Raw genomic sequence first — 13,712 nt, 5'->3', positions numbered from 1 at the left:
GTCTCACCACCGGCCGGAACCGGCGTCGAGGCGACGATGGTCGGTTCGGTCGGTGCTGCGACGACCTCGACGGGCGCCGAGACCTCGGACCCGCCGTCGTCCGTGCCGACGACTGTGTAGTCACCCGGCTCGGTGCCCTCGGGCACCTCGAGGCACGTGTCGGCCGGCACGTTGCCCTCACCGTCCGTCGTCACCGTCACCGGCTCACCCACCGGGTCGCCCGCGGCATCGGTCAGCTGCAGAGCCACCTCGGACTCCGGCAACCAACCACCCGACGTGATGACGCTGCACTGGCCCGCGATGACCGGCGACGTCGCATCGAGCGTCGGACCGTACACCTCGAGCGTGCCCTCTGCGGTCGCGCCGTCAGGGTCGGTGCCGACCACCGTGTACTCACCGGGAGCGGCATCCTCGGGAATCGGGATCGTCGTACCGGCCGGGACATTGCCCTCACCGTCCGTCGTCACCGTCACCGGCTCACCCACCGGGTCACCAGCGGCATCGGCCAGCTGCAGAGCCACCTCGGACTCCGGCAACCAACCACCCGACGTCACCTCGGTCTCACCACCGGCCGGAACCGGCGAGGTAGCCTCGAGCGTCGGGACGTAGACGGCAACCGGGGCCGTGACCTCGGCTCCGCCGTCGTCCGTGCCGACGACCGTGTAGTCGCCCGGCTCGGTGCCCTCGGGCACCTCGAGGCACGTGTCGGCGGGGACACTGCCCTCACCGTCGGTCGTGACGACGACCGGCTCGCCGACCGCGTTGCCGTCACCGTCGGTCAGCTGGAGCGTCACCTCGGACTCCGGCAGCCACCCGCCGGAGGTGATGGCGACGCACTGGTCCCCCGCCACGGGGCTGTCGGCCTCGAGGGTCGGGGAGTACACCGCCAGTGCGGCATCGGTGGACTCACCGGTCGTGTCGTCCGTGCCGACGACCGTGTAGTCGCCCGGCTCGGCCTCCACGGGCACGGGAAGGTCGACGGTGAAGGAACCGTCGGCGTCCGTCTCTGCCGGCACCGGGTCACCCACGGGGTTACCCGCAGGGTCGACCAGCTGCACGGTCGCCGTCGAGTCCGGCGTGTAGCCCTCGCCGGTGACCGTTGTGGGCTCGCCGGCCGGAACGGTCGGCGGGTCCAGACCAAGGTTCAGGTCCAACCCGCTCTGCTCGATCACGACGAGGTCCGCCTCGATGACGTCACCGGTCGTGTCGTCCGTGGCCTCGACGAGGTAGTCACCAGGAGGAGCGTCCGCCGGCACCGGGACGTCGGTAGTGAACTCGCCGTCTGCGTCGGTGTCGACGGTGATCGGGTCGCCGACGGGTTCGCCGTCGGGGCCGATCAGCTGGACTGTAGCGGTGCTGTCGGCGGTGAAGCCCTCGCCCGTGGCCGTGGTCGACTGACCGGGCTCGACCTCGGTCGGGTCGAGAGTCAGGCCGAGCTCGCCGCCGGCAAGGCCGCACGCATCGATCCGCGCGCCGGCGTTGCCAAGGTTCAGACGTCCGGCGTCGGCAGCCTGCACGAGGCCGAGACTGATCGCCGAGACCTCGAGACTCCCGGTCGTCTCCGTACCGTCCGGCAGCGTGCACACCTCGGTGACCTGCCGGTTGAGCTGGAGCGACACCACCTGGGCCAGGAGCTCGATGAACGGCTCGAGCGCCTGACGGATCGGCACCGTGATGGCGCCGGTCTTGATGTCGTTGATGAGAACGTCGAAGATCTCTTGGCCCGCGTCACTCAGGACGAAGTCACGGATCGGCTGCACGACGCCGGAGAGCACCGGGCCGAGCGCGTTGATGGCCGTGGTCAGCGTGGTGCAGAGCGCGCCGCCGCCGAGACCGGACGATTCGCACTCGACGTTGTCCAGGTCCCCCATGAGGTTGAGGTCCCAGGTTGCCGTGGCGGAGCCGGCCGGGCTGTCCATCGCCGCGGTCAAGTTGACGGTCACGCTGCCCAGCGCACCTTCGATGGCGCCGACGGCGATGTTCGTCGCCTCTTCCATCAGGTCGTGCACCGTCTCGGCGATCATCGGGTAGAGCTCGTCGTCGATCAGCTCGGTGTTCGGGTTCTGGTTGTTGATCCCGCTGGGCTGACCCGGGCGCAGGTCACCCGAGACGATCTGGTCGAGATGGAGCGTCGCCGTGCCGGTCGAGAAGTCAACCGTCAGCACCTCGTTGTTGGTGGTGATGGGCTCGGCGACCAGAGCCTGGAAGATCTCTTCCTGCATGTTCGACTCGACGGTCGCGTCGACCGTGACGCCGGCGGGCAGCGCATTGACGATGTCCGACAGGTCGAGCATGTCGTTGACGGTGTCTTCCATCGTCGCGTCGACCTGGCCCGCGGCGTCGTACATCATGCCGGCGGCTTCCTCGATGGCGGGCGAGTGAAGCAGGAGGCTGGCCTCGGCCACCCGGTACTGCCCCGCGCCACCGACACCGTCCTGGTCGATGAACTCGCCGCTCTCCGCGACGACCTCGGCGCCACCGGCGCCGAGAAGCAGAGTGGCCTCGTCCACGAGCAGGTCGGTACCGCCGTCGACGCCGAGCTCGTTGAAGAGCGTCAGCAGGTCGACCTCGGCGGCGCCGAAGTCCGCGTCCGCGCCGTCGAGCGTGACCGATCCATCACCGCTCGCCAGGCCCGAGATGGCGCGGGCGTCCAGCGGGCCCGAGGCCTCGGACTCCGACTGGAGGGCGCCCACCTGCCCGAAGTCGATGAACTGGTCGATCGGCAGCTCGATGTCTCCGAGCTGGATCAGCTCCGAACCGAGCAGGTCGACGTTCAGCGCCTCGTTGTTGGGACCCGGGTTCGACGCCGATCCCGCATCGGACCGCCCGCCTCCCGCGAGGTCGGTTCCGAGGACGCTCGAGTCGACGACGCTGGCCTCGGCCTCGGAAGGCTCCTCCGGATAGTTGTCGACGGCGAACGCCGGGGCACCGTAGCCGGCCACCGCGAGAGTGGTCGCAGTGCCCGCCGCCACCCCCCGTAGCCACCGCCTGCGGCGCCCGTCGGGCGGGCCGCTCTCACTTCTCAACAATCGCCTCACATCGCCTCCCACTTTGCGCGCGAAAATCTTCCACGCCACCCAGTTGAGCATTCGAACTACAGCAGATCGACGGATTCTTGGTCAAGCAGGTTCCGAGGACGCCTCCCGGCAACCGGCGAGATGCTTCGTCACGATTGCGTAAACGGCCTTGTGCAGCACCGGCCTGTGCGCTACTTGCGCGCGTACGTGCAGGTCAGACGGGCGCTAGAGCACTCCGGCACAACTGACATCAGCCTTGCCAGTTCACCGTGCCGGTATTCTTGGGTGCGGGCGTCAATGCACGCAGAAATTCACAGATGGGGCACATTTTGACATCACTACGTCGCGTACCTGGAACCACGCTCAGGCAGCACAGCTCTGAATTCGGAGGCCCGCCGGAGATACGCGGATGTGCCTCGATGTCCAGCAGGTTATGGTGCTGAGAGCCCATGGGCTAGACCCGCGACGTGGTCGGGGTCACGTTCTGCGGAGGACCGCAGGCGGCTGCGGTTATCCGCATCCGTCTCGCGAGCAGGACATGGACCTGTGGATCTCCGCCGATCCCCGCTAGCATCGTGGCCTGTCGATCGTGTGCCAGCCGGACAGCCCCCCTCCGGCCCGGAGGCTGGCGCGAGAAGTACCAACTGGGTAGCGATGGGGGCTGTTGCGTGCTGTCGATCGAAGCACTGCAGCCACGGGCGGCTCGCCTGCTGGACCAGGCGATCACTCGTGGTGCGGAGTGCGTCGTGATCCGGGGTGAGGCCGGCTCGGGCAAGTCGATGATGCTCGACCGCGTGGCCGGGACGCCGGGCGCCCGCACGATCCGTCTCAACGTCATGTGGGGCGCGCTCGAGGACCAGCAGATGCTGATCTCCTCGGCTGCCACCCAGGTCGAGGACGTCGTGCCGGGCGCTGCCGGTGGCGCAGGTGGCATCACGCACCCCGCGCGCGGCACGGGGTGGGCCGAGGAACCGACCGCCGCGTTCGTGCGGCTCGTCGACCGCCTGCTCGCCGCGGGCGGGCAGCGCCGGGATCCCCTGTGGATCCTCGTCGACGACGTCGATGCGCTCCACGAGGACCTGCTGCCCGGGCTGCGCCACGCCATCGCGCGAACCGCGCACCTTCCGGGTGGGGTGGTATGCACCTCGACGTGGCCGGTTCCTGCGCTGGAGTCGTACGAGCGGATCGACCTCGATCCGCTTCGCGAAGAGGTCATCGGGCCCTGGGTGGAAGCCCGGACGGGCGTCCGCCCGCCCCATCGAGTCGTCCGCCAGCTGCACCAACGCAGCGGTGGGCACGTGAGCATCCTCGCCGGTCTGACAGAGCACGCGTCAAATGCAGCGCTGGGGGGCAGCCGACGGCTGGTTCACCGTCCACCGAATCCCGCGGCGCAGCGACACGCGGCCCGCACGCTCGCGACCGTCCCCGCGCCGACCCGTGAGCTCCTGACGACGATCGCCCAGGTCGGTGCTGTCGACATGCCCACGTTCACTGCTCTCGCCGCTGACTCCGATCAGGCGGGTGACCAACTTCTTGCCACGGGACTGTTCGAGTCCGACGGCGCACGTGTTCACGTCGCAGACGGCGTGCTGGCCGACGCACTCGCACATGGCGCTCGCGACACTCGGCGGGCGGCCTGTCAACGGGTGCTCGATGCGGCGAGCGACGTCCTCGGCGAGGATGACCGGTTGCTGATGTCGGCTCTGACATCCGAACGAGACCCGGCCCATGCTGGGCCCCTGGGCGACCAGGCGCTGGCCGCCGTCCGGAGGGGCGACTCCTGCCGGGCGCACGCCTTCGTCAGCGCGATGGCGGAGCACACAACCTCTGAGAACTATGCGCGATTCGCGGCGACGCGCGTCCGTGTGACGTTGCTGGACGGCTACCTCGAGGACGCGGCCGAGCAGGCCGCCGACGACCTGCCCCGGCTGCCGATGTCGCGTGAGCGCCTCCACGTAGCGCAGATCCTGGTCGCCTCACGCTTCCTGCTCGGCCATCGCCTCGAGCTCGGCACGGTCCACGACGAGGTGCAGAGGCACGCTGCCGCAGAGCCGGTCGCGACCGCGCCTATAGCGCGGATGGCCACGTTGCTGGCGCTCAACGTCGGACAGGTCGATACGGCGCGGCGGATCGCGGAGCTCACGGAGTCGGTCCTGCCTGCGCCGTTGCTCCGGGGACCGGCTTGGCAGTACATGCGCGCCCGCCTGTCGGCGGACGCGAACGTCGCCGATCTGAGGCGCTACCTGCGTCGATGGATGGCGGACTCGAGGCCGGACGACCTTGGTCTGGATCTGCAGACCGAGATTGCCTTCCGGGAGGAGCCCCAGGCGGCGCAGCACCACCTTCGAGCGGAGCTGAGCCGCCCCATGCCGTCGCTCCACCGTGCCGTCTTGCTGACCCTGAGCGCCTATCTCGAGAGCGGCGAGGGCGAGCTGGGCCGCGCGCGGGCCGCGTTGCAAGAACTCGACGACCTGCAACCGCTGGAGAGGTTCTTGACGTCTCTGCGGGCCTCGGTTGCCCTGCGTTGCGCAAGCATGCCGGGGGCGCCCGCGCTCACCGTGCGCGAGGCGCAGATCGTCGAGAAGGCCATCCTCGACAGACCGCACCTCCTGACACACCGTCTCTGGATCAACCGTGCCGCGTGGCTGCTCGCGACGGACCAGCGCCAGGAGGAGGCACGCGGCCTCCTGGCCGCCGCTGCGGCAGACCGTCGTCCCGACGCGAACGCCCTCGCGACCCTCGGTGACGTCGACTTCGAACTGGTCGGTCCGGCGCTCCACGTCGCGCTGTGCGTGGATCAGGGCCGCGCCGCGGACGCTCGCCGCTACCTCCAGACCGTGCTCGCCTCCCGCGCAGAGAGGTCCAGCCACGTGCACGCAGCGACGCGCCTGGGCATGGCACTCCTGCGCACCGAGCAGAGCGAGCACCAGATCGACTGGAACGAGCTCCTGGCCACGTCCCGCTTCCCGCGGTGGGCTCTTCCCGCTCTCAAGCGCGTGGTCAGCCGCCACTCCGGCACGAGGACGCCCCATGCCGAGCCGGACTCGGCCGCCGTGGAGGAGGGCTTGGCCCCGGGCCTCCGGCTGACCCCCCGGGAGTCCGAGGTGGCCGCGCGCATCGTGCGCGGCATGCGCAATCGCGACATCGCGGCGGAGCTGTACCTCTCCGTGCGGTCCGTCGAGGCCACGATCACGAAGCTGTTCCGCAAGACGGGCACCAGGTCGAGAGCCGGCCTGGCGGCCGCGCTGCTCCGGATCGGGGAACGATCGATCGGCGAGCCGCCGCACCACGACCGACTGGGCTGAGCGCCGGCGCAACTCTGCGGGAATCCGCAGACCTTTCTTCGTGACGCGCGATCCGGCAGCCCCGGCCGGATCGCCTGGTCATAGCGCTGACCTGCGGTGTTAGCGTCATGACGATGGATGAAAGGAGTCGGATCCTCGAAGCGGGCACCGCGCTGCTGACCTCCTCCCCGGACGGGACGCTGTCCGTGCGCGCGCTGTGCGAGGCGGCTCAGGTCTCGCCCGCGACGGTCAACCGGCACTTTGCGGACATGCCCGACCTGATCAGCGCGATCGTCGAGCACGCGTTCGCGAGCTACCTGGCCTCCCGGCCGGCCCCGGCCACGAGCCCGGACCCGGCCCAGGACATCCGGGACCACTGGGACGACCACGTCGCGTTCGCCCTGGGTAACGCCAACGTGTATCGATCCATGTTCATGCCGGGCGTCCGGGCGCCGGGTGCCGTGCGGGAAATGATGCAGCGGCTTCTGCTCGGCCTGCTCGCCCGCTGCGCCGACGCCGGCCTGCTCGCCATGGACCGCAACGCCGCGGCGCGGCTCATCCTCGCGACCAACACCGGTGTTGCCATCAGCCTGGCGACCCAGGAGGCGCACGCGCGAGACGTCTCCTGGTCGCACGAGGCCCGCGACGCCCTGCTCGACTCGATCACCGCCACGGGCAGCGGCTGACTCGACTAGCTCGCCGGGGAGATGTCGTCGGTGCCCATCGAGCGCCCACCGACGAGGAGCGCCACGACCGCCGCGAGCGTCAGGAGGGCGGTGAGCGCCGCGAACGCACCGGCGTAGCCGGTGAGGGCGAGCCCCGCGCCCACCACCACCGGTCCGAGCCCCATGCCGCCGTCGTACGCGATGTTCCACACGGTGCTCGCCGACCCGCTGCGCCGCGCACCGAGGCTGCGGAGCACCACGAGGAAGGAGTCGTTCTGCGCCAGGCCGAAGCCGGCTCCGAGCACGGCCGCCCCGGCGAGCACCAACCAGCCGTCCAGAGCTGGGTCCAGCGCGAGGACGACGAAGCCGACGGCGCAGCACATCGCGGCCGGGACCACCAGGCGTCCGGGGCCGTACCGGTCGGCGACCGATCCGGCCACGATCCTCGCCAGCACCATGGCGACCGAGAGCACGAGGAGGGCCGCGGAGGCGCGGTCAGCCTCCGTGGCGGAGAGCGGCAGGAAGGTCAGCACCGTCCCGAGGCTCGCCGTGGTGACGAAGAACGTCACCAGTGCGACGACGGAGCCCCGGCTCATCCCGCGCACCGAAGGCCGGGATCGTCCGGCATGGTCGGTCGCCGGAAGCAGCATGGCGAGCGGCACGCCCAGCAGCGCCAGCAGGGCGGCGCCCAGGAACACCGGGCTGAACCCCCAGGTCTGCGACAGCCAGACCCCGGCGGGCAGCACGACCACGTTCGGCAGGCCGGCGGCGGCACCGTACATGCCCGTCGCGGTGCCGACCCGTCCCGGCGGCGCGAGCTCAGCAGCCAGCGCCACCCCGGCCACGACGACGAGTGCGAACCCGGCGCCGCGGAGTGCCGAGATCGCCATGACCGGGCCGACGGCGGAGGTCAGCAGGTACGCGGGCGTCGCGACTCCCAGCACCAGGGTGCCGACGGCGAACACCCGCTGGAGGCTCCAGACGCGCAGGATCCACACCATGCACAGCTGCGCCGCCACGGTGCCGCCGAGCATCACTCCCGTCGTCGCTCCGACCCAGGCGTTGCTGGCCCCGCCGCTGGCGACCCAGAGCGGGACGACCGACATCAACGCCGCGAAGTTGCCGATCGCCAGGACGGTGGCGAGGAGCAGCAGGACGATGCGACGCACGCTGCTCAGGCTAGGCGTGGCGCCACCCGGGGGTGCAGCCGATTCCGAGGCGCGAGCGCCGTGGGGCCGTCATGTTCGCCCAAGCGCTGCACGAGAGCTGACGCGGAGAGACCGCGGCGACGCACGGACCGCGTGTCCGACCCGACAACACGCCTGGCTCATAGGTCCGGACTCGGCGAACGGGGCGGCCCGGCGAAGAAGGCGGCGAGCGCCCGGCCAACCTCGTCGGGGTTGTTCTCCGTGGGTATGTGGTCCGCATGCGAGATGCGCAGGAGCGCGGTGTTGGGGACCTCCGCGGCGAAGCGCTCGGCGTACTCCACCTTCTCGTGGAGATCGTCCTCTCCCCAGATCAACAGCTTCGGAGTGACGGATCTCTGCAACGCGGGGACCAGTTCGAGCGTGTAGCGGCTGTCGGCAGCACCAGCCAAGGCCATCCAGGAACGACGGACCCGCTCGTCGGTCCATGGCTCCGCGTACTCGGCGATCAGCGACTCGGTGGCGACGCCGGCCAGCACCCTCTCGAGCGCCTGCCGCCGGCCGATCAGGACGGCCTCGTCGGCGCCGCCGTCACGAAACTGGGCCACGTGCGGCGCGGGCCAGGAGTCGTAGAGAACCGAGTTGACCAGGGCGAATCGGGGGACGTGCAACCGGTCGTGGGCCAAGAGGTGCTGAGCGATGGCACCGCCGATGTCGTGACCCGCCAGGGCGATGGGCCCGGACAGGCCGAGCGCGCTGACGAATCGCGTCGCCCAGTCGGCGAGGGCGGGAACGGTGGCCGCATCCGCCACCAGCTCGCCACCTGAGCGTCCCGACCCGGGTAGGTCGACCGCGATGGGGCGCAGCCCCGCACCCGCGAGGTGATCGAGGACGGGGAGCCAGACCCGGCTCCAGTACGTGCCGTGCAGCATCAGCACGGGCGGCGCTCCGGATCGTCCCGCGGTCAGGTAGCTGGCCGGATGGCCGTCGACCTCCACGGTCGAGCGCCATACCGTCAAGCGAGGTGCATCGAGCATGGGGCCCACGATTCCTCGCCGGGACGGCGCTGGCAGTATGGCTGAAAGCCAATGGACGTCGATATCCTGCCATCGCTGACGACGTCGATGGCTGAGACCATCGGAGCGCCGGGCCACGCCACCAGCACCGCACGGTGGAGACGATGGACAGCCGCCTGCGCCACAAGAGCGTCGCACGAACGACAAATCGGCCTCTGACCCGGGGACGTCTCCCGGACAGAGGCCGTTTCGTTTCGGTGGGCCAGCACCAGGCTCTACTACCCCGTTTACGAGGTGGCGCCAGGACAGGCGTCGGCCTCGCTTGTGGCGAGGCTTCGGGTAGGCGAGGACGTCCTTACGGATTACGCGCTCGGCCGCTACCCGTCTGCGGTCTTGCTTGAGGAATTGCACACCGCGTCGGAGCAGGTCCTCAATGAGAGGTTGCCGGTCAAGCTTGGCGCCAAATGGCCGGTGCTGCTCTTTGCTGCCAAGAGGCACGGGCTCATCGGCACCTCACTAGCTAGGCGCGAGCGCCACGGGCCCACTCGCGGTTGACGGGCGGGGCCCTCGGCGCCTGCGGTGGCCCCTCCCTGGCCCGTGGCCGTCCTCAGGCGACCCGATCAGCGGTGGGCACGCTCTCGCTCGTTCGCAGCGCGCGCATGTTGATGAGGACGGTCGCGACGAAGGCCAGGCCCGCCGCCGTCACCATCGAAAGGACCATTCCCGGCGCCGTGGTCGAGACGAACGGCGCGACGAAGGCGGGCAGGTAGGCGGTCGCCTCCACGCCGAAGGCGCCGACGACGGCCCCTCCGACCGTGGCGGCACCGACCGCGGTGGCGAAGACCCGCCGGTCACCGAACATGAAGGGGTACGACGCCTCCACGAACGTCCCGAAGAAGAAGTTCACGGCGCCCCCGGACGCCGCGAGTGACCGCTCGCCGCTCGTGCGGGGCCGGACGACATTGGCGAGGGTGATGCCGAGGCTGACCATCACCAGGCCCACCATGTCGATCGCGCCGAAGAAGCTGTGGCCCTTCTGTCCCATCTCCAGCATCACCAGGGGCAGGATCACCGAGTGGTAGACGCCACCGATGATGGCGAACCAGATCACCGCGCCGGCCAGCGCGCCCGCAGCGACCGGGCTGAGGTCGCGGGCCGTCTCGATCCCGTTCTTGACCGCCTCGCCGAGCCAGCTGGTGAACGGCGCCAGCACGTAGTACACGAGCAGTCCCGGGACCAGGCCGGCGAGCGCACCGGTCACGATGTTCGCGGTCGTAGCGGGGAACCGGTGCCCCAGGGTCCACCGGATCAGGAACGACGCCAGCAGGCCGGCGATCATGCCGGCCACGAGGCCGCCGAGGAGGCCGCCGTCCTTCGCCAGGACGCCCGCGACGGCGCCGGCGACCAGCCCGACGTCGCCGAGGCCCGAGATCTTCCGGGCGGCCACGGCAGCGACGACGATCGGCAGTCCCGCGAGAAGGGCGTCAAAGACGTCGCTCACCGCGCCCAGGCCGGGGATCTTGCTGACCGCGAGCAGGAGCGCGAGCGCGATGAAGGCAGGGATGGAGCCGACCATGATCCCTCGGATGCTGATCCGCCGCCACGCCGCCTCCCGTGTGCCGCCGTCGTGGCCGTCCTCGCCCGAGGAGCCACCCAGGACCGGCCGGTACTTCACCTTCCAGTGGTTGGCCAGTCCGGACACGTACGACACTGCGCGCGTGGTCGACGTCGTCCCGGTGGTGCCGGACGAGGCGACGAGGTCGAGGCCCAGCTGCTGCGCCTGCGCGATCGAGGTCCCGCCGGTACCTGCGGCCGGGAGGTTCCGCTCGATGGCGGCCGCGACGGTCTCGGCGTTGGTGTCGGTGGGGTCCGCGCTCATGAGGATGAGCCCGTCGATCTCACCGTCACGAACCCGCGCCGCGAGACGCCGGTCGGCAGCACGTGCGTCGGCGTTCACCTGCGACAGCGGGCCACGGGAGGTGACTGCCGGCCGACCGTCGACCAGGGTCCAGAGCTGGGCGGAGGCGGTGTCGGCGATGTCGTCCATCGACGTCTCCGCGGAGACGAGCTGGACCCCGCTGAGCTCGAAGCCGGCGGCGTCCAGCTGGCGGCGGACGTCGTCGATCATGCGCTCCGGGTCGTCACCGCCATGGCTGCGGAGGTTGCCGCCAGTGCTCCCGAGCACGACCACGCGCCTGGTCCCCGCTCCCCCTCGCCCACCGCCGTGACCCATGACTGCTCCCGTGCTCGACGACTTCCTGATCCGGACAGTGTCCACGCGAGCAGCGCGGAGACCAGGGACTGCCCGTCAGTCGGTCGCGACGCCATTCGGCTCCTCACCGGATGGATCAGCCACCGGTGCGGCCGAGGATCGAGCTCGACGTCGGCGGTGATACGGATCGTCGTACGGTGGGCGTGGCCGGTGAGCACGCGACCACCAAGGAGACTGCATGACTCTCGGGAACCGGGTTCCCGCGCCAGCGCGCGACACCGCACTGCTGATCGCACGGCTGCTGCTCGGGGCGATCCTGGTCCGGCACGGCTGGCAGAAGGCCTTCGAGAACGGGTACGGCGGAACCGCGGCCGGCTTCGAGCAGATGGGCGTGCCGCTCCCGCAGGCCGCGGCCGCGTTCGCGATCGTCGCCGAGCTCGGTGGCGGGGCACTGCTGCTGCTCGGTCTGCTGACGCCGGTCGCCGCGGCTCTGGTGGTGGTGATGATGACGGGCGCGTTCCTCGTCGCGCACCGCCGCCTCGAACCGCTGGTGACCGAGGGCGGCTGGGAGCTGGTCGCCGCGCTCGGCTGCGGCGCGCTGCTGCTCGGCGTGCTCGGAGCCGGGCGGCTGTCGCTCGACCACGCCGTCTTCGGCGGGCGACGGGACCACACGGCACAGACCGCTGAACAGAGCCCCAGGTGATCCTCGTGGCCCATGGCTCGCCCCATAACGAGGAAACCGGCCCCTCCAGGCTGTGTTCTGCCTGGTCGGAGCCGGTTCCTGTGTGGTGCGCGAGGGGGGAGTTGAACCCCCACGTCCTCTCGGACACACGGACCTGAACCGTGCGCGTCTGCCTATTCCGCCACTCGCGCAAGCTGCCGAAACAGCAGGGAAAACGGTAGCACGCGTCCGGACGCCCGCTCGATGCCGGCTCGGCCCCTGGTCGCGTGATCCCGGACACCTCCGCGCCGCTCATCTGGGGCCATGCGGCAGTTCCCGCCGCGCTGGCCAGGGCGCCTAACCGGCTGGACACGGCTCGTCTCGTTACGATCGTCGTGCCGGGCGTGGTACGTCGGGACGGTTCCGGGTGCGGCCCGGAAGACCTGACGGGCCGGCGGCCACGCCAGACGAGCCGGCGGTGCCGGACACGATCCGGGCTCTCGGCCCGGGAAGGAGTGCATGCAGATGGGTGTTCTCGACCGCTTCGAGAAGCGGGTTGAGCGCCTCGTCAGCGCGGCGTTCGCCAAGGCCTTCCGGAGCGAGGTCAAGCCCGTCGAGATCGCCTCGGACATCCGCCGCGAGATGGACGACCGCGCGGCCGCGGTTTCTCGCGGGCGGACCGTCGCACCGAACGAGTACATCGTCGAGCTCTCGCCTACTGACCTCCAGCACGTGAACGACTTCGGCGCAGACACGCTGGCGGACGAGATGGTCGGGGCCGCCACCGACCACGCCTCGTCCCAGCGCTACTCGTTCGTGGGACCGGTCGAGGTGAGGTTCGTGGAGGACGAATCACTCTCCACGGGCCAGTTCACCGTGCGCTCCGCCACCCGTCGCGGCGCCGTCGCGCCGGCCACGGCAGCGAGCCCCTCCGCCCGGCACCCGATCATCGACATCGACGGCGAGCGCTACCTCCTCACCGGGCCGGTCACCGTCGTCGGCCGCGGCAGCGAGGCCGACGTCGTCGTGGACGACACCGGCGTCTCCCGCAAGCATCTCGAGATCAAGGTGACTCCCGCCGGCGTCATCGCCACGGATCTCGGTTCGACCAACGGCACCTTCGTCGAGGGACACCGTATCGACGCGGCCACCCTCGTCGACGGCAACACCATCACCGTCGGACGGACCCGGATCATGTTCTGGACCGGCGACGACGAGGCGGGAAGCGAGTGAGCCGTTGAGCGAGCTCGTCGTCACCCTGCTGCGGATCGGGTTCCTGGCGCTGCTGTGGCTCTTCGTGCTGGCCGCGCTCAACGTGCTGCGCAAGGACCTCTTCGGCACTCGGGTCACCGCCCGCGGCCGGGGACGTGGCCGTAACCGGGCCCCGCAGCAGCCCAGCCGCCCCTCCCGCGGCAGCCCGACCAGGCTGGTGGTCACGCAGGGCCCCCTCGCGGGCACCACGATCCCGCTCGGCCCCTCGGCGGTGCTCGTCGGACGCTCCCCCAGCTGCACGCTCGTGCTGGACGACGACTACTCCTCGAACCGCCACGCGCGGTTCTTCCCGCAGGACGAGGGCTGGTGGGTCGAGGACCTCGGCTCCACCAACGGCACCGTCGTGGGTGGCGAGCGCATCTCCGCGCCGGTCCAGGTGTCTCCCGGCGTGCCGGTGCGCGTCGGGCAGACGCTCATGGAGCTGCGGCGGTGACCGGCCC

9 protein-coding genes and 1 tRNA gene are annotated in these 13,712 nt (G+C 70.5%); 5 read left to right on the top strand and 5 right to left on the bottom strand.

Going from position 1 to position 13,712, the window contains the following annotated elements; all coding sequences use genetic code 11:
• The coding region (locus ACFQQL_RS02415; protein WP_382390881.1) for a choice-of-anchor G family protein at window positions 1-2,972 on the bottom strand (2,972 nt) is incomplete at its 3' end.
• 713 nt (window positions 2,973-3,685) lie between these two features.
• Between ACFQQL_RS02415 and ACFQQL_RS02410 the strand changes: the two genes are divergently transcribed.
• Window positions 3,686-6,322: a helix-turn-helix transcriptional regulator gene (locus ACFQQL_RS02410; RefSeq protein WP_382390879.1), complete on the top strand. Its 2,637-nt coding sequence runs from the start codon at window positions 3,686-3,688 to the stop codon at window positions 6,320-6,322.
• A gap of 113 nt (window positions 6,323-6,435) precedes the next feature.
• A complete protein-coding gene (locus ACFQQL_RS02405) occupies window positions 6,436-6,987 on the top strand; it encodes a TetR/AcrR family transcriptional regulator (protein WP_382390877.1) in 552 nt (183 codons plus the stop codon).
• Between the two features lie 5 nt (window positions 6,988-6,992).
• Here the strand turns inward: ACFQQL_RS02405 and ACFQQL_RS02400 are convergent, their stop codons facing one another.
• The 3 genes from ACFQQL_RS02400 to ACFQQL_RS02390 form a co-directional block, all read right to left on the bottom strand.
• Window positions 6,993-8,135: an MFS transporter gene (locus ACFQQL_RS02400; protein ID WP_382390875.1), complete on the bottom strand. Its 1,143-nt coding sequence runs from the start codon at window positions 8,133-8,135 to the stop codon at window positions 6,993-6,995.
• A gap of 158 nt (window positions 8,136-8,293) precedes the next feature.
• A complete protein-coding gene (locus ACFQQL_RS02395) occupies window positions 8,294-9,148 on the bottom strand; it encodes an alpha/beta fold hydrolase (protein ID WP_382393760.1) in 855 nt (284 codons plus the stop codon).
• Window positions 9,149-9,734: 586 nt separating this feature from the next.
• A complete protein-coding gene (locus ACFQQL_RS02390) occupies window positions 9,735-11,312 on the bottom strand; it encodes a hypothetical protein (RefSeq protein ID WP_382390873.1) in 1,578 nt (525 codons plus the stop codon).
• Between the two features lie 265 nt (window positions 11,313-11,577).
• On the opposite strand from ACFQQL_RS02390, the gene ACFQQL_RS02385 reads away from it, so the two are divergent.
• Complete coding sequence (locus ACFQQL_RS02385) at window positions 11,578-12,042, top strand: DoxX family protein (RefSeq protein ID WP_382390871.1); 465 nt, start codon at window positions 11,578-11,580, stop codon at window positions 12,040-12,042.
• An 83-nt stretch (window positions 12,043-12,125) separates the two neighbouring features.
• On the opposite strand, the gene ACFQQL_RS02380 is transcribed toward ACFQQL_RS02385, so the two are convergent.
• A tRNA-Leu gene (locus tag ACFQQL_RS02380) sits at window positions 12,126-12,212 on the bottom strand.
• Window positions 12,213-12,525: 313 nt separating this feature from the next.
• Here ACFQQL_RS02380 and ACFQQL_RS02375 point away from each other — a divergent pair.
• Both ACFQQL_RS02375 and ACFQQL_RS02370 read left to right on the top strand, forming a co-directional pair.
• Window positions 12,526-13,233, top strand: a complete 708-nt coding sequence (locus tag ACFQQL_RS02375) for an FhaA domain-containing protein (RefSeq protein ID WP_382390869.1) — start codon at window positions 12,526-12,528, stop codon at window positions 13,231-13,233.
• A 4-nt stretch (window positions 13,234-13,237) separates the two neighbouring features.
• A complete protein-coding gene (locus tag ACFQQL_RS02370; RefSeq protein ID WP_382390867.1) occupies window positions 13,238-13,705 on the top strand; it encodes an FHA domain-containing protein FhaB/FipA in 468 nt (155 codons plus the stop codon).
• The last annotated feature ends 7 nt before the right edge of the window (window positions 13,706-13,712 follow it).

The organism is Georgenia alba (assembly GCF_042665525.1).
Taxonomy (GTDB): domain Bacteria; phylum Actinomycetota; class Actinomycetes; order Actinomycetales; family Actinomycetaceae; genus Allobogoriella; species Allobogoriella alba.
This window is presented reverse-complemented; position numbering and strand designations above follow the sequence as displayed.